The following is a 22,258-nucleotide window of genomic DNA, read 5'->3' on the forward strand; positions in this document are numbered from 1 at the left end:
TGCCTTGAAGATTGTTCCAATTCATCATCCTGACACCCATCGGCCGCTGGCTCTCATCGGAGGACCGAGGCCCCCTAGTCGTCTTTACTTGGGCCCTCTCATCTGCGCGCTCATGCTGTTATCTCCGCTCTCTACCGCGGCCCAAACCAGCGGGGATGAAGGGGCGCTGCGTGCCACTTCCAGTAGTATCAATGCCACGCTAAACCTCTCCTCTTCGCTCGGCCAGACAGTCCGTCTCCCCGCGCCAGCCGCTACGATCTTTGTTGCCGACCCGACGATTGCGGACTACCAGGCACCCTCGAGCGAAACCATCTTCGTCTTTGGCAAGAAACCCGGGCGGACTACCCTGTTCGCCTTGAACGACAGAGGCGTGGCTCTCGCCCAGATGCAGATCGTCGTTACGGATCCAATCGGCGAGCTGCGAGCCATGTTGAGGGATCAGGTCGGAGACTATCCGATCCGTGTCAAGTACACCCCGCGCGGCGCGATCCTTAGTGGTACAGCGCCCGATGCCGAAGCCGTCGACACTGCGAAAAGAATTACCGAGCAATTTCTCGGTGACGGTGCGCAGGTGGTCAATAAGATCAAGGTCGCAGGGTCGCTGCAGGTGAATCTCAGTGTGCGGGTAGCGGAGGTCTCCCGTGGCGCGATGAAGGAGCTTGGGATTAACCTGTCGGCCCTCGGGCAAATCGGAAGTTTCAAGGTGGGTTTGTTAGGCGGCGGCGGTAGAGGCGCCAGCTCTGGTGCCGCTAGTGGTGGTGGTACAGCAGAAATTGGATACAATGATGGTAATATCAACATCGGCGGGGTTCTCGACGCGCTGGCCAAGGAGCACGTCGCTTCCATCTTAGCGGAACCGAATCTCACTGCGATGTCCGGCGAAACCGCCAGCTTCCTCGCTGGCGGGGAATTCCCCGTTCCTGTCCCACAGGAAAATGGGCAAGTCTCAATTGAATTTCGTCGCTTCGGCGTTAGCCTGGAATTCATACCCACCGTTCTCAGCAACAACCAGATAAATATTCGCGTAAAGCCGGAAGTCAGTGAACTCACGTCACAAGGTGCCGTTCAATTCAGCGGAATTTCCGTGCCCGCAATTTCTACCCGCCGAGCCGATACAGTCGTCGAACTCGCCAGTGGGCAGAGCTTTGCAATTGGTGGGCTCATCAGGCATACCGTAACCAATGATATCAGTGCATTTCCCGGACTCGGTCAGGTGCCGATCCTTGGCGTCCTATTCCGTTCGTCGTCGTTTCAAAAAGAGGAGTCGGAATTGGTCATTCTGGTCACTCCTTACATCGTCAGACCGGGGTCAAACCCGGACCAGATGAGCGCACCCACGATGGCGTCGCCCTTGGATGGGGGGGCCACTGGATCGAATTCGCTACGTCTGCCGCAGAGCCGCGCTACTGGCCGCACTGGCATGCCAAGCGGCAAGAGCAGTGTCGGCTTTATCATCGAATGACGTTCCGGGGCAAAGTTCACCTAGTCGCTCTAACAGCAAGCCTGAGTGGCTGCGCAAGCCCGCCGATCCATGTTGAGCCATCGACACCCACCATAATCCAGCAGGAGACCAGCGTCTTGATTCTAGAGAGCCTTCGCGCCTCCGAACTGCAGCGCTTGCGTATTTTCCTTGGGAGGGCCAGCGGTGGTCGGCGCGACGCACTTCATCTGCTAATCAGCGGGTCGCCCCCGCTCAGCACAGAGGCAGTGCATCAGGCAAAACAGATGGGCATCTACGCTTCCAATATTCAGTTATTTAACCAACACGAGGGCGGCCATTCAGCGCGAATAGAGGCGATCGTCTATGATGCGAGACCTTCTGACTGCCCGTCATTGTCCAGCACTTTGCCCAATGACGTTGACCAGCCGCTGGGCTGTTCGACGCGCCATAACCTCGCGGTGATGGTAAACGATCCGCGGGATTTGTTCGACAATCAAGTTATCAAGGCAAGCAACGGCGAGCGCGCGGCCGCACCAGTTGCCAAATACAGGACATTCACGGCAGACAAAAATGAAGAATAACCCGCGGCTAATCCCGGGAGCTGACCTGCGTTCGAAGACATGAACCTCTACGGGCAAGTGACTAACAGCGTCCTTGACCATTACTGTCGCAGCTTCAACTTCCCCAACGAATGGGCGACCGGTGTTGTCGCCGATGACTGCTGTACGGGAGGAATCATCGTCAGTCCGATGATCAGCCCCTTGAGATACTGCAAAGTAGTTAAGGCCGACAGCCGGACTTCCGCAGCCGCGACAGAAGCCGATCCAGTGCCCGAGAGCCGAATAGCAAGGTTGAGCGCCCATGTCGCCGAGGCGAGTTTGACGCCATGCGCGACCGCAAGATGAGACGCGCGAAAACGCTTGCCGTAATGGGAAGAAGAATAATTGTTCCTGGTGCTTCGATTCCCTACCCTTTTGCATGCCCGCCCGGTCGCTGACAAATATCATCCTCCGGCTGCTTTTCCTCTCGATTTGACGCGCATCAAAGAAGCGGGCGCAGCATGTCTTAAAAGGTGTTCAAGGGGCTAAACCGACTTAAGAAACAGGAGACATGCAATGCGTTTGAAATTCTGTCCGATCGCAGCTACGGCAGTCTTGATTGCTTCGGCCGCGCCGTCGATGGCGGCCGACCATCAGATTCAGATGCTGAACAAAGGTGCGGATGGCGCGATGGTGTTCGAGCCGGGCTTCCTCAAGATCGCTCCCGGCGACACCGTAACCTTCATTCCCAAGGACAAGGGCCACAATGTCGAGACCTTCAAGGGCCTCATTCCCGACGGCGTCCCTGAATTTAAGTCCAAGTCGAGCGAGCAGTACCAGGCGAAGTTCGATATTCCGGGCGCTTACGTGCTGAAATGCACTCCGCATGTCGGCATGGGTATGGTCGCGCTGATCCAGGTTGGCGATAACCCGGCCAACCTCGACGTGATCAAGAACGCGAAAGTGCCGAATATGGTGCGCAAGCGGCTTGATGCCGGCCTTGCGCAGATCACGCAGTAACTATATCGGCACTGCGGATGGCGGCGCTCGCCTGCCATCCGCCACCGGCTGTAAGATGAGCCACAAGCGCAAATTCTCTGTTTCCTGAATCCTTGTCTGAACTCTAATAGGTTAATTGATGGAAGGCTCGTCGATCCCGGCCCCAGCGTTCTGAAAACTGCCTCGACCGCATTTGCGACGGTGTGAACACGCCGGTCGTCACCATTCCTGGCCATCGTCAAAAAGCCGACCGAAAGCTCTCCAATTAGCTGACATGGAACTGTCGCCGCGCAGCAATCGAAGAAGTTGGCGGGATCGTTATTTCTGCCGATTGTGAACTCGATCCTCTTTGCTTGGTCCGGGTCCGAAAGTGACGAAACCAGGGCTGCGACCAACGGAATTGTTGGCATCAACAGCACTTAACGGAGCGGGCAATTGGTCCGAGCGGCCGCCATCGATCCGTAAGCGACTGCGGCGGCGGCACCCGAAGAAGACCCTCGACTTTGAAGTCTGAGGGTCGTCGCCGCGGACGCCATTCACTCGGCCAAAATTGCTGAAAACCCCAGCACCAGCAGGCAATTCGGCTCCGAGCCGAAAAGCGCGACATTGGTGATTCCTGATCGGGGCGAAAATCCTCTTCCCGCGGCACAGTCTTTGCTCCCCGCTTTTGGATGGGGACAATTAATCTGCTTTTCGCACGATGTTTAACATGGGTGGCATTGCGGCGTCACCAAGTTGGGAAACGGTCTGTAACAGGCATTGGCGTGATGGATGGACGATGGCAATACCTCAGCATGGTGCACATCTTCTCGTCGTCGTCGACGATCCGCGCATTCGAATGATGTTGACGCACTATTTCGAAGAAGAGGGTTACGCTGTGTCTTCCGCCTCCGACGGGATCGAGATGCGGATATATCTGCGTCATCAGAATTTCGATGCCATCCTGCTCGATCTCGTCCTTCCCGGCGATTCGGACGGCTTTGATCTCGCCGGAGAAATTTGCGCCCAGTCCGATGTCCCGATTATTATGCTGACATGCTCGGACGATTACATGACGAAACCCTTCCACCTCGGGGAAGTCCACGCGTTTGAAGTCGATCCTGCGTCAGCGGCAATCGTCGGCACGCAATGCCGAGCCCGTCAGCGACCAAGTCATCGGTTTCGCGGGTTAGAAGCTCAATCTCAATCGCCGCCAGCTACTCGACCCGAGGGTGCGGAGGTAGAACTGACGACCGGCGAATTCGAGACGCTGACGATCTTTGTTCGGCATACGGGCAGGGTTCTCGGCCGCGACCTGCTGGTGGCTTTAACCAGGGGCTGAGACCTAAGCTTTCGATCGGACGATTGATGCCCAAATTGTCCGGCTGCGCGAAAGATCGAGACTGATCCGAAGAGGCCGCAATTCATCAAAGCCGTGCGCGGCGTGGGCTACGTCTTCACTGCTAAGCTGGATTGATCTTTTGGTATCAAAGCCAATGGCGGCTCCGCAACTCCCGTGTATGGCCTAGTGCGGGCCGCTTTCTCGCTTGGCTGTGATTGCTCGATGGCGATCAAGCCGCGTCGAGCACGGCCGCCCCCGGTAAGCCGACCGGCACTTTCCACTGGCGCGCCTAGAGATCGTCGAGGGCTTTGCGAAGCTTCTGATTTTCTTCTTCGAGCTTCAACAGATCAGTAAAGGCATCGACCTCAAGCGGTGCCGATTCAACCTCGCGTGGCCGCTTGGCTGCGCCTTCGCCGCTGCAGTTTTCTTTCCTGGGCGCGGGTCTACTTCGCGATTGGACTGACAGACGTCACAGCAGCAGCTTTGGGCGCAGCATGGGGCTTGCGGAGCGTGCGAACCTCCTCTTTCGCTGAAGGGAGGCGATCTGCTACGCCCGGCGCGCAAGGACATTGCAGGCTGCCTCCATGGAGGTGAGTTTCTGCAAAATGCAGTCGCGGCCGTCTCAAGTCGCCAACAGCGTTTGTTGCGATGGGGACGGTTTGACTTCAATCGGCACGATCAATTGATTATCGAAAACTGTGACCTCTGAGAGCATCTGAGCTTGCCAACCGCTAGCGAGGAGTGAGTTTATCAGCTTCGGGTGCGTTTGTGCGATGAGCGATGAAATGCCGGCGGCACGGCAGAATTCCAGCACCCCAACCATCAGGACGCGTGACGCGGAAACGCCGTCAATCATCTCCTTCGCATCTGTGACGGCACATCGCGTCCATTCGAAAACATCATGCGAGCGTGGCCAGTTCCGACCTTTCATGATCTGGGGATAAACGTTTGAAAGAAGGTGCGGCTGAATAGTAGGAAGTAATCGAGAATACCCTATTATCGTATCGTTCTTGAGGAGCGCAAAATGTATCGCGCTGTCGTGATCAAATTGATCGATTTCTCGCCCATCACTCTTACGCAGTGCTTCCCAGCCCCGTCGTTCGACGAACTGTTGATGCCGGAATCGCCAGATTTCCTCCATCAAGGCACTGTTCGCATCCGACTGCCCAATGCAAATCTTGATCATCGCTCCACCTCACATCGGAAGTCAGTGTGTATGATCTCTTTCCGCTGAAAAATGAGTAGAACTACTCAGTTTCAGAGTCTGATGAATTTTGCACGACCGACAACGTAGCCTGCATGAGCGTCCACCAGATGAAATCTGGGCTTACGATGCTGTCGCCGCCAGAGAGTAAATCTACTCATTTACCTCATGCAGCAATGATTATAGCAAATAGCTTGTGGCTACAGAGAATGAGCGCTCGACAGAGTTGAAGTCGAGTGACGCGCTAATGTCAATTTATATGGAGCCGACTTGATCGGCCCAGCGTCAAACGGACAATCCCCACAGAAAGGACAATGAAATGACCTTGCACGTCAGTTATGCCAACAAAGAAATAACCGATCAAGCTCGTGCATCGCAGTCCGCAAGTGCAGCGCTCGCCCAGGGCACGCAATACTCTCTGCTACTCAAGAACCAATCGGCCCAGCCATGGACCTTCTACGTATATCAAAAAATGCCGCAGCCGTCCGCCGACGTTTTCTCCTTGGCTTGGTTTTGCTCTCCGTACCAGATCCGCGTCGGGAACCAGATCAAGTTTACCTGGGAAATCGCATATAATTTCGTCTGGAGCGACACTGGGGAACTGATAGCCGGGGTGGATTTTCTCGCTTCCGGCGTTCAGGACTGCAGCCCCGACGGTCAGAACACGACAACGTTTTCCTTGAAGGGTGGCCCCGGCCTCTCCAATTCGGTCAAGGGTCCGCCTTCCGGATCCCTACTCATCAACGACGACTCAACTGTCCCAAACAGTCGGTTCTCAGTCGGCATCGGAATGTCCGGAACGGGAACGTATGTCGTTCAAGCAGGTACCAATCTGCAACACACCTTTACGCCGACTCCGAGCTATTGGATCGCCGCAGGAACGAATGTCAAAGTCGGCACAGTTCTCAGCATCGACACCATTACCCAAACAAAGGAGGCCAAATTTCCCTCCGCTGTGTTCAATCTTGTAGGGGTTCTGGATGAAACCAATACCTGGGATATCAGTCCGGCCTGACGGCCGCTGCGGTTAGGTGTCGCTCCGTAAATTGGACGGAGCCCCAGGGAAGGGAGTGCCAGCTCCTGATGCAATTGGCGTAGGCACTCGCTTCCGAACAAGCATCTTAATCAAAGGACGGAACAATGTTCTCAGGACCTCCTATCGGTACTGTGTGCCCTTTTGCAGGCCAAGTCGATCCGGTGTCGGGTTCGCAGAACACGATCTGGGCAAATGCGGCCTGCGCAAGCTCGGGCGCAACGGCGGGAACAAAGGCCAACGCTCCTCTCAACTACGTCGAGGCTCAGGGCTGGATGCTTTGCGACGGGCGCTATCTTAGTACGCTCGCCTATCCGGAACTCTATTCCGTGATCGGGGGTCTCTATGGAGAACGGAATTCGGGGACGGGTCTGGAGTTTCGTATCCCGGACTATCGCGGGCTGTTCCTACGTGGCTTTGATGCCGGCGCGGGAATAGACCCTGATGCAAAACAGCGACTGGATCCGACCGGCAACAATGTCTCAAACATTGTTGGGTCGCTTCAGTGCGATGCAATGCAGACCCATTCGCATTCCTACGGGGTGACGACGCCGTCGGGAATTTCGCAGCAGGGGAGTGCCGCGGGAACATCCATTTCCAGCAAGTCTACAGGCTCACCGGAATCCCGCGCGCGTACAGCTTCTGAAACGCGCCCCAGGAATGTTGCCGTCAATTACCTCATCAAGTTTCGGTAAATCGCGATAAGACTTCACTAAGTCTTTCCTTTTCACGAAGCGTAAGTGGCAATGGATCGCATTCGACCGATCCGTAAAGAGGAGAAATTGTAATGTTTCCGACAGTAAGAATGCTAGGATTCGCTTGGGTTTTTGGGCTGGCCGTCACCGCAGCGCAGACAGTCGCAGCAGCAGACCATCACAAGGCAAAGATCGGCGTAAATCCCGTGACCACGGGAGTGGTTATACGCGGCGTCACCCTCGCCGGCCCGGTCGGTGCTCCGGGCACGCCAACAGGCAAGACATGCGACTTCAGCGGTGAGCCTGTGGATCCGTCTGGGCGCATGGAAGGGGCAAGCGTCAACTGCAGGCCAAACGGCAATCTTGCCAATACACTGCTTGGACTGCCCGCACGGTTCAACGCCTATTGCATGATCCAGGCACCGGTTAAGAGCGCGAGACTCATTCAAGCCTCGCGACCGGATAATGCCAACCACTGCGATCTCTCCGGCATCACTCCGAAGGATGCAACGGGCCAATTTAGAGGTGCCGTCTGGCGATAAGCAATAACTCGCGAACCCCGCGCGGCACGCAACAGCGTCCGGGCACATCCTGTCTCCTAGTAGTGTGGATGTGCCCTGATCCGACAGGCAACTGAACTCCTGTTTGCTCTGGTCCTTAGTAGGCGGATCCACCTCAGAGGAGTCGGCATCTACTCGCCGTTTAATATAGGCCAGCCCGGAACTTGCTCCATCAATTGCGCACAGATTCACTGATAGCGTCAAAACTAAGCGTCACTCCATATAGCGCCTTGGGTATCGCCGCATTTGAGCAGTTGTGCCTCTGGCATTGACTTTAGCGAATTATTCCGAACCGAAAACTTTCGGCGACCATCTGAGGTGTATTTACGACATCGAGCTTTCGTTGAACGTTGAAAACCTCATTTTGAATTGTTCGATGCGATCGCCCCAGGATCTTAGCGATCTCTATCGCCGTCTTACCAGCGGCGCACCAATGTATGATCTCGCGCTCTCTTGCTGTAATCCTAGGAAGTTCTTTAGCCTTTTGTTTCGCGTCTTTCACGATCTGATCACGAAGCAAACTATGCGCGTAAGCTGATAACACATACAGAGCTCTTCTAGCGGTGTTCGATAAGTCCACCTTTTCAGCTCCAAAGCTGACTATCGACTGAAATCCAGCGGCGGTATGCAAAGGAATGGTGTAGCCATCGATCATCTTGAATTCGCTAGCCTCGTTCATGACCCGCCGGCCCTGTCGATCGAGCTTTTGATTTATCAGAACCTCCGACCATATAAATGCGCGATCGCATGTTTTGCTGAGGTGGACCACTGGGTCGATGTGTACGAAGTTGCCTTCCAAATAGCGGTCGAACCACTCCCCTGACCAATCGCTGAAAAACAAATAGGGATCGATACGCTCGTTAGGCGATGGTATCCCGGAGATCGCAAAGCTGGTAAATCCAAAGTATCGTGAAATCTTGCCAAATGATAACAACAGGGCGTCCTTGCTTGTCGCGCTAGATGTCTCTGAAAAAAAATCCGACATTACATTTGAGATCGCCGAGATTTCTCCGTTCACTTTGAGCTCCATCGCGTTGTTCCAAGGTGACCACAGTATATAATCAGTTACGCACCGTTTGAAGCACTAGCTGCGTGGTGACGTGTGTATTCCAGTGAGACTGTAGGTCGTTCAGAATTCGCGAGGCGGTGGACTCGCCGATCGCCTCTTTCCGTAGCCCGATCTCACGTAGCACTCACATGTTCCTCCCCTCCTCGGCCCATCAATTGGAGTTCGGCGATATAAAACAGCTCGGCAACTCGCCGCCGCCGATTGGAAGATTCAAGGCTCGTGCCAATTACGGCTGCTTTAGTCAAATCGAACGCTTTATGGTTACTTTTCGGCCGGTTGGCTCAATAATCAGGGAGCGCGTATCACATACGCCTGCGTCTCAATACAGACAAAGGCGACAGGAGTATCGGACATGTCGATGACGGGCGGACCACGACAAAGCGGAACTGCACAATCGGCGGCGCTACGAAATTTACACAGATCGCGCTCGTGGTACTAGACTGCGCACTTACTGGTCATCCGCGCGGAGCAAAACCTGACCAAGCAGCGAGATCGCGACCGCGCCGGAAGGTGGTTGCGCATCACCAATCGCTACGGCGAGCTCCGTCCATTACGCGGCGCGCCGTTTCGTCATGCCTTGCTTCAGGCAGGGAGAATTTCTTCTCGCGTCAGAAGAGTGTTAGCCGAGGGGCCTAACATTACAGTTGCATTTATTTGCATTGCCTGAATCTATAGGTCTCCATGATTCGGAGGTCATGGATGATTGGTGCATCGATAGAGACGACGCTGGAGCTTTGGGCATCCTCGCTGCGCGAGGTGAAGGGTCGTATGAGCGGATTGTTTACGCAGGAGCGCGTTGCCGCATCGGCAAACCTTTTTCTGGACGGCTTGCTGGGTGACGAGCGGCGCAAGACGGGATGGATGCGCGCGGAAGCGGCTGGCGATCCCGGCCCGTGGCGGCAACAGGCGATTTTGGGCCGGGGACACTGGGATGCGGATGCTTTGCGCGACATCGTTCGTGGCTATGTCCTTGAGACACTGGCTGATCCTGATGCAGTCCTGGTGATCGACGAGACTGGTTTTCTCAAGCAAGGCAAGGCGTCCTGCGGGGTCGGTCGGCAATATACAGGTTCGGCGGGCAAGATCACCAATTGCCAGATCGGCGTGTTCGCATCGTATGTCTCCCTGCATGGTCATGCCTTCATCGACCGGGCACTCTATCTGCCGAAAGCCTGGACGGATGACCGGGAACGTATGGCCAGGACCCATGTGCCGGACAATATCGGCTTTCTGACCAATCCGGCATTGGCGCTCACGATGATCGAGCGGGCGATCGCTTCGGATGCGCCGTTTTCCTGGGTGGCTGCCGATAGTGTTTATGGCGTGGGCGACATCGAAATGGCACTCAAGCGAGCCGCCAAGGGCTATGTGCTGGGCGTGAACGCCAACCATCCCTTCCGCTCCTGGGGTAAGCCGCTTGCTGTGGCCGGCACGGCGAAGGACATCGCTGAAGCCCTGCCTGAGAATTTCTGGCGACGCCTGTCGGCAGGCGATGGCACAAAAGGCGCACGGTTGCATGATTGGGCATATCTCGAACTGGCCGATCTCGACGCCGATGTTTTCGACGCGGCATTCCCCGGTATCTGGACACGCGGACTGCTGATCCGCCGCAGCATCGCCGATGGCGATCTTGCTTTCTTCTCCACATGGTGCCCGGTTGGCACGTCCATGGAAAAGCTGGTGACGGTGGAAGGCCATCGTTGGGCGATCGAAGACAGCTTCGAGACTGCCAAAAACGAGCTTGGTCTCGATCACAATGAGACCCGATCATGGCATGGCTGGCATCGCCACGTCTCCCTCGTCATGCTCGCATTCGCCATGCTGGCAGTGATCCGGTACCGCGCCAACGACGCGACACCCCAAAAAAGACCGAGGATGCCGACCATCAAGATCTGATCCGCTGGTCCGTCCAGGAAATCCGGCGCATTGCCACCAGGCTTGCCAAGCGTCGCATAAAGCCAGCCTACATCATCGCATGGTCATGCTGGAGGCGAGCCCATCAGGCCGCCGCTCGACGAGCTCATCTGAAAACTAAAATGCAACTGTAATGCTTCTGTAATGGGCCTTTGTTCGTCAAGTCCCTCTGAATGATTATCTCGTCGCTGAGGCCATGCTTCTGTCCGTGGTCAGCACGAAGACCGCCACACTATGCCATCAGATCAACAAGCCGACAGGTCAATCTAGAAAGCGTGCTTCGCCGAAGCGGTCACAGCACTACACACGACCTTGCCAAGCCTGCGTCCCAGCGACGGGACGGTAATCCCCCCGTTTTGAACGGGGCTTCGCAGTAGAATTCACGCGGCCATTTTCAGTTTCTGGGCGGGTGTGATGCCGCCGATGCCCATATTGGGCCGTTCGTTGTTGTAGGTCCATAGCCACTGCGTGGCGAATTCCTGCGCCTCCTCAATGCTTTCGATGATGTGTTGATCAAGCCATTCATGTCGGACGGTGCGGTTGTAGCGCTCGACATAGGCATTCTGTTGCGGCTTTCCGGGCTGAATGTGGCTCAAGGCAATTCCTTGCTTTTCGGCCCATTCCATCAGTTTGCCGCTGACATACTCAGGTCCGTTATCCACACGAATGGCGAATGGTCTGCCTCGCCATTCGATGATCTGGTTCAGGCTGCGGATGACGCGTTCAGCAGGCAGCGAAAAGTCCACCTCGATGCCCAGTCCCTCGCGGTTGAAGTCGTCCAGGACATTCAACAGTCGGAATTGCCGACCATCCTCCAAACGATCCGCCATGAAATCCATTGACCAGACCAGGTTAGGCGCATCCGGCACAGTCAGAGCGTCGGGTTTGTCCCGCCTCAAACGCTTGCGTGGCTTGATCCTGAGGTTTAACTCCAGCTCGCGGTAGATGCGGTAGACGCGCTTGTGGTTCCAGCGATGTCCTCGGACATTCCGCAGGTATAGAAAGCACAGGCCAAAGCCCCAGGTCTTCTTTGCCCGCGTCAGCCCGATCAGGAGATCGGCGATCTGCTCGTTCTCGTCGTTCAGCTTGGCGCTGTAACGATAGCAGGTCTCGCTGACCTCGAAGGTGCGGCAGGCAAGTGCAATGCTCACCCCGCGCAACGCCACAGCTTTCCCGGCCATCTCTCGGCGTTGAGATGGCCGTGTCATTTTTTTCCCAAAGCCTCCTTCAGCAGTTCCGCCTGCATGCTCATCTCCGCATACATCTTCTTCAGCCGACGGTTCTCATCCTCCAGAGCCTTCATCTGGCTGATCATAGAGGCGTCCATACCGCCATACTTCGAACGCCACTTGTAAAAGGAGGCGGTGCTCATTCCATGTTCCCGGCATAACTCCGGCACCGGAACGCCGCCTTCTGCCTGGCGCAGGATGGCAAGGATTTGGGGTTCGCTAAATCTGCTCGTCTTCATCAAAATCTCCTCGTTCATAAAGCCCGAGAAAATTCTACTTTTGAAGCCCGTTAATTGGCGGGGGGATTACCGGACCTCATCAGACGCAAGCCTTGCACTTGCCCGCGTCAATCACGTAGCTCTCTTCATGCCGCCATAGGGTTTGCGCTCCAGCGAAAGTCCGTCGCATCCATCCACATGCGGTGAAGTACGACACCCAGTTTGCGTGCGAGGGCAACCTTCGCGCGCTTCATCCCGCGACGCCTGGCCACATCGAGCGCCCAGCGCTTTAGACTGGAAAAGCGCGTCGCCCGCGTCAGCATTATGTGCGCAGACTCGAACAATGCGGTTCGCACCATCGCGTCGCCGACCTTGCTGACACCGCCATCGCGATCAGTTTCGCCGGATTGATATTTCTTCGGCGTCAGCCCGAAGTAGGCACCCACTGTGCTGGACTTTTCGAACCGGGCTGGATCATCGACCGCGGAGCGGTAGGTCAGCGCAACCAAGGCACCGACACCCGGCGCACTCATCAGCCGTTGGCAAACTCTGTCGGCGCGGGCGATCCTGAGCATCTCGCGGTGCAGCTTCGTAAATTCGCTCCACAGCGCTGCTCGCGCCGTCAGCATCGCGTCAATCACCATCGACAATATCGCATGCCCTGCAATCAGTTCGCGGATGCGCGCCTCGAAACGCCCTCGGCTGACTTCGCCGACCTTTAATCCATAGCCACGCAGGATACCCCGGATGCTGAGCTCGACGTCGAGCAGCTTGGATTGCAGAAGCTTGCGGCCAACCAGGAGAGCCCGAGTGTCCTGGGCCGGCGACGATTTGGCGTGGACCGGACGATACCACCCCATGCGGAGCAGTTGCGCGATCCCCCGTGCATCCTTGCGGTCGGTCTTCACCGTCATCGCCGAAAGCGCCGCCTTCACATGCCGCGTTTCCAGCAAAACCACCTCATGACCCGCAGCAACGAGAGCCGCGTGTAGCCATTGGGACAACGGCCCCGCTTCAAGGCCGATGCGCTCTACCGGAAAGTCCAGTTGATCAAAATACCCGACCAGGCATTCAGGCTCGCTGCCTACCTTGACCTCGCGAACCAACTTGCCCGTCGCGTCGACCACGCACACGCTGCTCTCTTTCAGCGAGACGTCGATTCCTGCATAATATTCCATGGCTGTTCCTCTCATGATGCTTGAGGCCGATCGCTCGGACCTCGTTTCCAAACATCATCATTCTGAGGGACAGCCACCCAACTGGCTACTCATGAGACGCCGGCCCATTACGGCATCTAGTTGGCGACATGCTGCAAGCATTTACTCAGCTCGATCAACGGATCGGCGCCTTCGATGCCGCGACGAAGCCCCCGCACGCGCCGACTCCCCCCTCAGCGGCTTGGTCCAATCCTCCCACGCTTCAATTGCAGAATGATCCAGTCATGACACAAATTAACTCGCCGCCCCGTGCGGTCAGGTCACTGGCGTGCAAGAACTGCCCAAATGGTGCTATGCTATTCTCCTCACCCACGAAAGAAAACAGCAGGTTCGCTGGCGTTACAGCAACCCTGCCTGCTCAAGCCTCGCGGCGGAGATTTTGCCGAGGGCGGACGGATCTGTTGAATAACGAGTCCTGCCGCCAAGGATCCCAGATCACCGCAAACCTTGAGGCTACGCCCGCTCGTATAGCCGTAGAGGAAGCCGGCAGCGTAGAAGTTCCCGGCCCCTGTCGTGTCGACCAGTTCTGTGATGTCCGTCGCCTTGATGATCACTGTCTCCTTCCCGCAAACGATCAATGATCCTCTTTCGGCGCGTGTCACAACGCCAATGTTGCAATCCTTGCGAACGGCATCGAGCGCTTCCTCGAGCCGCCGCCGATCCGCGAACTCAGATTCCCCAAGCAGCTTGCTTCCTCTCGCCCGAAGCGGGCTCGACCATATCTCTATTCGAGGAAGACATCCAACGCCTCCTGTCGGCCGCTCTGGAGATGCCGTCGATATACCCGCTGCAACCTCAGGCCATGGACATATTATTGCCTGTTCGGGCTGCTGAGCGTTTCCGGTTTTCGGCTCGGCGAGGCGCGCAACCTCAAGCTCGCGGATGTTGATTTCGACGCTGCGGTGTTGACGATCCGCGGAACGAAGTTCAGAAAGTCACGTCTTGTACCGATGCACGCATCGACACCTCAAACAACTCCGCGGAAGAATGCGATCGTCACCGCGATATTCAATCGCCTGCTGCACCAATCAACGTTGAATACCATCCGCGGCGACAGCTACCTTCTCGAAAAGCGCCGCTCCGGCCTCTGCATCAGGTCGGAGCGGCGCTTGAAACTAACGCGACCGCAAACCAGTGAGGGCGCAGTTCTTCAATTCGTCAAGGTTGCAATCCCTTGAGGGGAGCACCTCTGGAGCCCACGGCGCAGCTCTGACTCATCGAGATCTCGACCAATCAAGACGATCTCGGTGAGGCGGGGATGTTCCCTCCATGGTTTTCCAGCACGCAATTCGCGCATCAGATAAACGCCGTTCAAGACATAACGGTAGGCTGCGCCAGGGAAATTCACCACCCCTTTTATACGCAGCATGTCGGTTCCCTTCACCTGCGCGAGGTGCTTCAGCCAGCTATCGAAGGCTGTCGGATCCAGCGGTTCCGCTTGCCGCAGCGCGACACAAGAAAGGTTTTGGTCATGTTCATGATAATGGTTCTCGAGGATGAATGGCACTTTCGACAAGACGTTCTTGAGATCGAAAGCGCCAATGTCCAAAACAGCGCCCATAGAGACTTCACAATCCTTCGTCCGAAGGAGCCGAGCCAGCGGATTAAGCTGTCGGACGCGTCTCTCAACCACAGCAGGCTCGTTGCTGGAGACGCGGTCGGTTGTATTGAGTAGGATGACATCGGCAAGGCTAATCTGCAGAGTGGCTTCGTCGTGGCCGAACTGCCGACTGACATGATGAGCATCGACCACAACGACAATCGCATCGAGTTGAACATACTTCGACAAGACCTCGTCCACTACGAAGGACTCGATAACAGGCGCGAGCCAGGTCAAACCCGAGGTTTCGATGACAATGCGATCGAAGACGCGATCGGATGCGAGGATATCGTGAAGTGCGCCGATCAGGTCGTCACGAACCGTGCAGCAGATGCAGCCGTTGTTCAGTTCTACAACGTGCGCCGTTGTTTCGATGAGAAGCCTGCCATCGATACCGACGTCACCAAATTCATTGATGACCACGGCAATGCGTTCGTCATGCCGCTCGGCCAGAATTCGGTTGAGCAGCGTTGTCTTGCCAGCCCCAAGAAAGCCGGTCAGAATGGTCGCCTTGAGTCTTTCCATGACAGCCTCCAATACTGCAGCAACATCCGATCTGCCCCGATCGGAGGCGCATTGTGGGAGCCCGAGGAATGACCGATTTCATTCCTCGCTGTTTGCGTTCTCTGCCCTGTCCTGGATGCCGAGCAGATTCGGACGGCATGACAGGCGGCTAAGTGCCGGGCAACCCGCGCGGCTATTCCGAAGGTAGGGAGGATGTGTCGAACATTCCTCTCAATGACTTGTTTATGTCTATTAGAAATTTCGACGCTATGGCCTGAAAATCTCTCGCATGGCCGAAGGTTAGTTCGAGTCGTTCCCGGACGAACTTCGATTGGAGTTCGAAAATCTGAGAGGGCGTTTTTGCTGCAGCTAACGCCTGAAGGTGACCTAGATCGGCCTCGATAGTCGCTTGCAGGGCTGCTGTTGATCGCAACGATAGTTCATTGTTAGCCCGAACTGTGATTTCTGAGATCTGTTTCTGCATTTCTTGACCTGCGCGAGCGCTTGAGGTGAGGGTCTGAATGCCGCCCTCCAGGCTTGCGGTTGGGCTCGTGGCAGCGACGCGAGGGTATCCAGTCGCTTCAGGGGAACGGCTGTCGATTCTTTCAGTGGGGTTGGAGTTATCTGAGATCCTGACCATTGACTTATCTCCGATGAATGACCAAAAGGGAGGAAACGGTCGTGACTGTTTCCCGTTTTTTTCCTTGTTGTGATCGGCGCACCGCCGATCGGCTCACCATATACTTCAAGATTTGTGCCAACGCGTGAGACTGAGAGCAGGAAGAGGATTTTTGCTTTGATATCAGCCGTTTGCCCAAGACACGTAAGTCTATCCGTGCGGCGGAGAGCCGACAAACACGACGCATGTGTAGCATCTCAGCCAAGGTGTAAGCCTGACGTCTTTGACCTGAGACCTATATTCCCTCCAGCTTTCGGGAGAGTCTTGGGTTTTCATGAAGTGGAACCCGATTTTGGACCACCCGGCTGGGATTTCCCGTAGGGTATTGCTCATGGCGGACCGGGTGCGCGGGAGCCGTTCATGAGCGATATCGGCGGTTTGTTCCCGATGGCGCTGTGAGGGCGAACCTCGTTGTACAACAGGGCGACTGAACACCCACGGGACCGAGGTTCGAGAGCTTCTATATCCGTGGCACCCTTGGTCTGGGCGGCATGTCCATACCCATGGACTGGTGGACAAGGGGTCTGCTGTGTTCCGCTGCAGCTTACCGGGTTCGATGTCATGCCGGTTGCTCCAAGTTCCGGTGTGGATGTTTGACCAAACACTGAGCGCACGGTTGGCCTTGCCAATTGCGTATACCGATTTTGCTTGCCTGCTTGCGGCAAAGTTGCTGGAAAAGGCCGGTACTCCGTCACAAGGCGCGGATATGAGCGCAGCATTGATCTCTGTGAGGGTAAGTTAGCGTAAAGACGTTTGGCTGTACTTCAATGGACTGACAATCAGTATAGAGTATCTGCCAAAGTGGAGCATCACCATGGATTGGCAGCCAATCACAACCCCTTCCGGGCTTCGCCCCCCTCAGCCGCTTACCGGGCGGGCGCAATCAATCAGCCATTACTTCCCCGAGCACTCGCACACCTTGCACCAGCTTATTTAGGTCGCGTCCCGGGGCGATGAGCCATATTGAACGCCTGCTGGCGCCTTTGTCACGGGATTGCGGGATCGTCACGGTGATCGATGGCCACCCAGCCACGCTCTCCTGGATTGGGGGGGTCAATGGTCACCGCGTCAAGTCGCTGGGGGTCGAACATTTCGGCCAGACCGGCACAATTGCAGACCTTTATCGGCATCATGGTCTTGATACAAATGCGATCATGCACGCGGCTCAAGCTGCCAGCAACGGAAGGGTCCCCCGCTATCTGCAGGCGCTTTCATGAAATTGGGCTTCGGGCTTTCGAAACAGCTTCTGTCCGGTGATATCCCTGGTTCAGCGGAAGACTGATTTAGGTAATCGATCCTCCTTTAGAGCTTGCTGGGCGCTGGGCGTCCAGATTTGCAGTCCGCTGGTGTCCAAAGAGAGTTCGTCTTAGAGAATCTATCAAGCGGCTACCGTTAGCAGCCGCTTGAGCAGTCAACGGATCGCGCTGCTTCCGCTTTCTCGACAAAGTCGAAAACTTCAGAAGCTGGCGGCTGCGGCCGCACCTGACCGTCCTTCAAACTGCTTCAGCGTGGGCGCCGAGATAGATCTTTCCGACGACGGGATTGTTCATGATGCTCTCGGCGCTCCCATCAATCTGGTTTTTTCCCTCTGCAAGAATGTAGCAGCGATCGGAAATCTCCAGCGCCTTATGAGCATTCTGCTCAACCAGCAGCACGCCGACGCCTTGTCTATGACTTATCTCGCGTATGTGCTGGAATACTTCGTCTGTTGCCTTTGGCGACAGGCCAGCGCTTGGTTCGTCAAGCAGCAAGACCGAGGGTCCAGCCATGAGCGCTCTGCCGAGCGCCACGACCTGCTGCTGGCCACCGCTTAGCTTACCAGCGGTCGCTGTCCAGTAATCGGCCAGGTTGGGCAGAATTTCACGCACCACCGCCTGCCGCTCCTTGACCGAACCCGGGACGGCAAAAAGACCCATACGCAGGTTTTCTTCGACGCTCATCGTGGCGAAGACATTGCGCACCTGAGGGACATATCCCAGACCGGAGCGCAAACGATCACGCGTCGGAGCGTGGGTGATATCGATCCCCTTAAGCTTGATGGTTCCCCCTTTGGGCTTCAACAGGCCCGCAAGTGTCTTCAGTAAAGTTGACTTACCGCAACCATTCGGACCGATAATGGTGACGATCTCACCTGCGGCCAACTCTAGGCTCACTCCATGCAAGATCTGCATCTCGCCGTAACCGGCGACAAGGGACTCGGCTGTTAAAATGATCTTCTTGTTCATGCGCTCACCCCTCCAAGGTAGGCGTCCAGCACTTCCTTGTTCGATTGAATCTCAACAGGCGTGCCTGCGGCAATTACCTGCCCCCTGTCCATGACGATCACCCGCTCGCACAGTTCCATGATGACCGTCATGTTGTGCTCGATGATCAACAGCGTCACACCAGAGGCATGAATGCGCCTGAGAACCGCCATCAGATGTCGTATGAGGGTCGGATTGACTCCGGCGGTAGGCTCATCGAGCAACAACAGCTTTGGGTCAGCCATCAGGCAGCGGGCAAGTTCAAGAAGCTTTTTCTGACCACCCGAAAGTAGGGCTGCCGGGTGTTGAGCCTTTTCACCCAAGCCGACCATATCCAAGACCCCCTGCGCCTTCTGCAGGTTGATCCTTTCCTCGTCGCGAACGCGCTTGCCGGGCAAGAGGACCGACCGCACCTGGTCGCCGAACTGCCCCTCGGGCACCAGCAGGAGGTTCTCAAGCACGGTCATCTGTTTAAGTTCGCGCGGAATCTGAAACGTGCGGCGAAGGCCGAGCCGGGCGATATCGTGCGCGCTCAGCTTTTCGATGTGGTTCCCATCGAACAGGACCTCGCCGCTGTCGGGGCGAACGAAACCACTGACCAAACTGAAAAGGGTGGACTTTCCGGCTCCGTTCGGCCCGACGAGCCCGGTTATGCTGCCGGCGCGGACGGAGAACCGGCATTTGTTGACGGCCTGCAGGCCTCCAAAACGCCGGCTGACGTCCTTGATCTCGAGTATCTGTTTCATCATGCCCTCCCCGGGCGGTAGCGAACCATTACGATCGCGATCAGTGCAAGTCCGAGCACCATCAGGCGCAGAGCCGCCAATTCCACACCATCGACAAATGTGATGTAGTCCTTGAGCAGGCGCGTCCCTTCAAGAAGCGCAGCAACCAGAGCCGTGCTCAGGAGAGTTGCCACGCTCGAGCCCTGTGCGCCAATCAAGACGGCCGCAAGGACGTAAATGCTCACGTTCGGACCAAACATATCCGGCGAGATGTAGCTGAGGTAGCTGGCAAAAAACGCACCACCCAAGCCAGCCAAAGCTGCGCCCAACAGGAATGCTTTTGTCTTGTATGCCAGTGCGACCTTGCCGACGGAGGTGACAACGCCCTCGTCTTCCCGGATCGCCTTGAGCGTCCGCCCGATGGGGTAACGCTCGATACGCCGGGTGAACCAGAAGGCGAGCGCAAGCGCGAGTGCCGTGACGACCAGAAAGGAAGTCTCCGATCCAAGTCCGGGGAATGATGCGGGACGCGGTACGCCTGCAATCCCGTCAGGTCCCCCCGCCAGCCATTTCTCATTCAGCAGGACCAACCTGACGAACTCGCTGAAACCGAGTGTTACAATGGCGAGGTAATCCTCGCGCAGACGCGGTGTGAACATTGCAACGGCAGCACCGAAGACGCCGCTCAAGGCCGTCGCCACTCCGACCGCCAGCAGAAAGGGGACGCCCGCTTTCGAAAGAAGGGCAAACGTGTACGCGCCAACTGCGAAGAATGCGACCTGACCCAGATTGATAAGCCCGGTCAGGCCCCATTGGATGTTGAGACCTAGCGCCACAAATCCGTAGATGCCCGCAAAAATCAGGATCGCGATGAGATAGTCGATCATGGCTTAGCTCCTGGATTTCACAAGGCCGCTTGGGCGAACCAGCAAGACGAGGGTAAGTACGAGAAATGCCAGCGCGGTTTTGTAGCTCGATGGCAGGATGAAGAGGCTGAACTCTGACGTCAGGCCCACCAGTACCGCGGCAAGTGCTGCACCGACAACGCTCCCAAGACCGCCCAGGATCGCGACTGCGAAAAGGGGTATCAGGACGCGCCAGCCAAGAAGCGGATTAAGAGACGTCTCGGTCGCCAGCACAATTCCGCCGACGGCAGCGAGGAAGCCGGCTGCAAACAAGACGGCGCCATAAACCCGTTCAGGCTGGACACCTGTTACGATGGCAAGCTCGGGATTGGTCGACGTTGCTCGTACCGCGCGACCAAACTCGGTGTAGCGCAGGCCCAGGAAAATCCCTGCGAGAATGACGATGACAAGCCCGATAATTGCTGCTTGCACCGGGGTGATGATGAAGCCGGCAATGATGAACGGTCGCATCGGCAGGATCGGGAACTGCAGATTTCCGTTGCCCCATCCGAAACGGACGAAATTTTGCAGGACCAGCATCAGCCCCAAGGAAAGCAGCACCGGCGGGAGAATTCCAGCCTTGCGCACGAAACGGAAAGCCGTCTGGTCGACTGCAAGCGCAATAAGGCCTGTAACGACCGCCGCCAGAAGCCCAGCCGTCCACAGCGGCAATGAGAAACCGCAGAGAAGAAGCGTGAGATAGGCACCGAGCGTCATGAACTCGGGGATTGCAAAATTGGGATAGCGCAGCACACCGTAGATGAGCGAAATGGCTGCCGCCGGCAGACTCCATATCGCAGCCATCACGAGCGCCGAGATGAGGTAGATCTTGAATTCCATCGTGGCGTTACCTTCGGCTGAAGGCGCCGCACCAATGCGGCGCCTTGATCGGTGCGATTAAAACTGCACTTCGCTGATCTTCCCGACAGGAGCGGTCTTGCCGTCCTTGACCTCGGAAACGCGGAAGTTCGCCTTTGCAATGTTGCCGTTGGCATCGAAGTCGAGCGGTCCCGACGCACCGTCGTAGTCGATGCGCTCACCTTTTCGCAGCGCTGCCACCCCTTCAGCAAACGACGTGACCTTGGTGCCGCCAGTGCCGGTGATCTCACGGATCGCCTTGTCAAGCGCCTTGCCGTCTGTCGACTTTGCCGCTTCGATCGCAAGCGCAAGAATGACCATTTCGTCATAGGCCTGCGCGCCGAAGGAGTAGTAGCGATCAGAGCCTAGCTGTTTCGCGAGCCGCTGATAGGCGGGCGAGTCCTCGGAAACGCCCTCTTCGACCAGAAGCAGGCCGTCCGCTGCAGGACCGGCATTCTTGATCAAGTCGGCACTGACAGAAAAGCCCGGGACGATAAAGCGGGTTGTCAAGCCTGACTGGTAAGCAGCCTTCAGGATCGCGATCGTGTCCGGTTCGTAGCCAGAAATGTGGACGAAGTCGGGCTGGTCAGACAGGACGCGCGCAACTTCCGTGGTGAAAGTCGTTTGCTCCTCGTTATACGTGACGAAGCTCGTGATCTTGCCGCCGCGCTCTTCGAAGCGCTGCTTCAGAGCGTCAACTGTGCTCTGGGTGAAGGGTACGTTCAAGCCGAGGACCGCTGCCTTTTTCCAGCCTTGCTGGGCGGCGTATTCGGCGTAAGCCTTTCCGAACAGCAGGTCGTCCGGTTCAAGCCGGAACACATGTCCCTTCTTCTGGACTTCTGTGATGCGGCTCGCACCCGAATTGGACAAAAGGATCAAGCCCTTCTCTTGGACAATGGGTGCAACGGCAAGCGTGACACTGCTTGCCCAGGTTCCGAAAATTGCGCTCACCTTGTCGACGTCAACGAGCTTGCGCGCAGCGCGAACGCCAGCCTCAGCGTTGGTCTCGTCGTTCTCCTCAACAAGTCTGATCTTACGGCCCAAGGGTCCGCCAGCCGCGTTGATCTCCTCGAGTGCAACTTTCGCCGAAGCGAGCATTTCCTGACCGAATGGACCGCCCGCGCCAGAAAGAGGCATCAACGCTCCCAAAACGATCTCGCTGTCGTCTGCCGCAGCTGGGCTCGGACCCAGCAAAGAGGCAATGGCGGCTGCGCTGACGCAGGCTGCCAGGAAGAGACGGCGTGAAGACATTGCCCAGCCGGTGGATTTCATCTCTGCATTTGTCATTTTTTGAGTTCCCTCTGT

At 56.5% G+C, this 22,258-nt stretch carries 19 protein-coding genes and 3 pseudogenes; 10 read left to right on the forward strand and 12 right to left on the reverse strand.

Features of this window, described 5'->3' with window-relative positions; translation table 11 throughout:
* Positions 1-4: 4 nt before the first annotated feature.
* From NBG89_RS30320 to NBG89_RS30335, 4 genes and pseudogenes are all read left to right on the forward strand, one after another.
* Positions 5-1,462 (forward strand): type II and III secretion system protein family protein, encoded by a 1,458-nt coding sequence (locus NBG89_RS30320; RefSeq protein ID WP_416068694.1) that lies wholly within the window; start codon positions 5-7, stop codon positions 1,460-1,462.
* Positions 1,459-2,022 (forward strand): CpaD family pilus assembly lipoprotein, encoded by a 564-nt coding sequence (locus NBG89_RS30325; RefSeq protein WP_416068693.1) that lies wholly within the window; start codon positions 1,459-1,461, stop codon positions 2,020-2,022. The genes NBG89_RS30320 and NBG89_RS30325 overlap by 4 nt, the downstream gene beginning before the upstream one ends.
* Positions 2,023-2,556: 534 nt before the next feature.
* The gene (locus tag NBG89_RS30330) at positions 2,557-3,000 is read left to right on the forward strand and encodes a pseudoazurin (protein WP_416068692.1); all 444 of its coding nucleotides are present in this window, start codon (positions 2,557-2,559) and stop codon (positions 2,998-3,000) included.
* Positions 3,001-3,757: 757 nt separating this feature from the next.
* A pseudogene (locus NBG89_RS30335) lies at positions 3,758-4,435 on the forward strand (winged helix-turn-helix domain-containing protein).
* Positions 4,436-4,922: 487 nt separating this feature from the next.
* Here NBG89_RS30335 and NBG89_RS30340 read toward each other — a convergent pair.
* Entirely contained in the window at positions 4,923-5,486 is a 564-nt protein-coding gene (locus tag NBG89_RS30340; protein WP_416068691.1) for an acyl-homoserine-lactone synthase, read from the reverse strand.
* Positions 5,487-5,823: 337 nt separating this feature from the next.
* Here NBG89_RS30340 and NBG89_RS30345 point away from each other — a divergent pair, with 337 nt between their 5' ends.
* The 3 genes from NBG89_RS30345 (at position 5,824) to NBG89_RS30355 (ending at position 7,774) form a co-directional block, all read left to right on the forward strand.
* Positions 5,824-6,519, forward strand: a complete 696-nt coding sequence (locus tag NBG89_RS30345) for a protein rhiA (protein WP_416068690.1) — start codon at positions 5,824-5,826, stop codon at positions 6,517-6,519.
* A gap of 125 nt (positions 6,520-6,644) precedes the next feature.
* On the forward strand, positions 6,645-7,232 hold the full coding sequence (locus tag NBG89_RS30350; RefSeq protein ID WP_416068689.1) for a phage tail protein: 588 nt from the start codon (positions 6,645-6,647) through the stop codon (positions 7,230-7,232).
* A 92-nt stretch (positions 7,233-7,324) separates the two neighbouring features.
* A complete protein-coding gene (locus tag NBG89_RS30355) occupies positions 7,325-7,774 on the forward strand; it encodes a protein rhiC (protein WP_430961189.1) in 450 nt (149 codons plus the stop codon).
* A gap of 292 nt (positions 7,775-8,066) precedes the next feature.
* Here the strand turns inward: NBG89_RS30355 and NBG89_RS30360 are convergent, their stop codons facing one another.
* Complete coding sequence (locus NBG89_RS30360; protein ID WP_416068773.1) at positions 8,067-8,810, reverse strand: helix-turn-helix transcriptional regulator; 744 nt, start codon at positions 8,808-8,810, stop codon at positions 8,067-8,069.
* 732 nt (positions 8,811-9,542) lie between these two features.
* Here NBG89_RS30360 and NBG89_RS30365 point away from each other — a divergent pair.
* Entirely contained in the window at positions 9,543-10,757 is a 1,215-nt protein-coding gene (locus NBG89_RS30365) for an IS701 family transposase (protein WP_431324629.1), read from the forward strand.
* A gap of 398 nt (positions 10,758-11,155) precedes the next feature.
* Here the strand turns inward: NBG89_RS30365 and NBG89_RS30370 are convergent.
* From NBG89_RS30370 to NBG89_RS30380, 3 genes and pseudogenes are all read right to left on the reverse strand, one after another.
* A protein-coding gene (locus NBG89_RS30370) for an IS3 family transposase (RefSeq protein WP_416068687.1) occupies positions 11,156-12,243 on the reverse strand; the annotation gives its coding sequence in 2 pieces (ribosomal slippage) (positions 11,156-11,994 and positions 11,994-12,243; 1,089 coding nt in all).
* Positions 12,244-12,368: 125 nt separating this feature from the next.
* Entirely contained in the window at positions 12,369-13,400 is a 1,032-nt protein-coding gene (locus NBG89_RS30375; RefSeq protein ID WP_099086550.1) for an IS110 family transposase, read from the reverse strand.
* A gap of 378 nt (positions 13,401-13,778) precedes the next feature.
* Positions 13,779-14,086 (reverse strand): annotated as a pseudogene (locus NBG89_RS30380) (PfkB family carbohydrate kinase); the annotation flags it as partial.
* Between the two features lie 183 nt (positions 14,087-14,269).
* Between NBG89_RS30380 and NBG89_RS30385 the strand changes: the two are divergent.
* Positions 14,270-14,617, forward strand: coding sequence for a tyrosine-type recombinase/integrase (locus NBG89_RS30385; protein ID WP_431324665.1), 348 nt, complete (start codon positions 14,270-14,272; stop codon positions 14,615-14,617).
* Here NBG89_RS30385 and NBG89_RS30390 read toward each other — a convergent pair.
* Both NBG89_RS30390 and NBG89_RS30395 read right to left on the reverse strand, forming a co-directional pair.
* Positions 14,590-15,564 (reverse strand): CobW family GTP-binding protein, encoded by a 975-nt coding sequence (locus NBG89_RS30390; RefSeq protein WP_416068686.1) that lies wholly within the window; start codon positions 15,562-15,564, stop codon positions 14,590-14,592. The two genes, NBG89_RS30385 and NBG89_RS30390, sit on opposite strands and share 28 nt — an antisense overlap.
* A 172-nt stretch (positions 15,565-15,736) precedes the next feature.
* Positions 15,737-16,183 (reverse strand): phasin family protein, encoded by a 447-nt coding sequence (locus NBG89_RS30395; RefSeq protein WP_431324630.1) that lies wholly within the window; start codon positions 16,181-16,183, stop codon positions 15,737-15,739.
* A gap of 953 nt (positions 16,184-17,136) precedes the next feature.
* On the opposite strand from NBG89_RS30395, the pseudogene NBG89_RS30400 reads away from it, so the two are divergent.
* Positions 17,137-17,439: pseudogene (locus tag NBG89_RS30400) on the forward strand (transketolase); the annotation flags it as partial.
* Positions 17,440-17,715: 276 nt separating this feature from the next.
* On the opposite strand, the gene NBG89_RS30405 reads toward NBG89_RS30400, so the two are convergent.
* Genes NBG89_RS30405 through NBG89_RS30425 form a run of 5 tightly spaced genes read right to left on the reverse strand, consistent with a single transcriptional unit; the run spans position 17,716 to position 22,240 of the window.
* The gene (locus NBG89_RS30405) at positions 17,716-18,447 is read right to left on the reverse strand and encodes an ABC transporter ATP-binding protein (RefSeq protein ID WP_416068685.1); all 732 of its coding nucleotides are present in this window, start codon (positions 18,445-18,447) and stop codon (positions 17,716-17,718) included.
* Positions 18,444-19,214, reverse strand: a complete 771-nt coding sequence (locus NBG89_RS30410) for an ABC transporter ATP-binding protein (RefSeq protein ID WP_416068684.1) — start codon at positions 19,212-19,214, stop codon at positions 18,444-18,446. The genes NBG89_RS30405 and NBG89_RS30410 overlap by 4 nt, the downstream gene beginning before the upstream one ends.
* Positions 19,211-20,077: a branched-chain amino acid ABC transporter permease gene (locus tag NBG89_RS30415; protein ID WP_416068683.1), complete on the reverse strand. Its 867-nt coding sequence runs from the start codon at positions 20,075-20,077 to the stop codon at positions 19,211-19,213. Before NBG89_RS30415 ends, NBG89_RS30410 begins: the two co-directional genes overlap by 4 nt.
* A gap of 3 nt (positions 20,078-20,080) precedes the next feature.
* The gene (locus NBG89_RS30420) at positions 20,081-20,935 is read right to left on the reverse strand and encodes a branched-chain amino acid ABC transporter permease (protein WP_416068682.1); all 855 of its coding nucleotides are present in this window, start codon (positions 20,933-20,935) and stop codon (positions 20,081-20,083) included.
* Between the two features lie 57 nt (positions 20,936-20,992).
* The gene (locus tag NBG89_RS30425) at positions 20,993-22,240 is read right to left on the reverse strand and encodes an ABC transporter substrate-binding protein (protein ID WP_416068681.1); all 1,248 of its coding nucleotides are present in this window, start codon (positions 22,238-22,240) and stop codon (positions 20,993-20,995) included.
* Between the last annotated feature and the right edge of the window lie 18 nt (positions 22,241-22,258).

The organism is Rhizobium sp. YTU87027 (assembly GCF_050644135.1).
Taxonomy (GTDB): domain Bacteria; phylum Pseudomonadota; class Alphaproteobacteria; order Rhizobiales; family Rhizobiaceae; genus Rhizobium.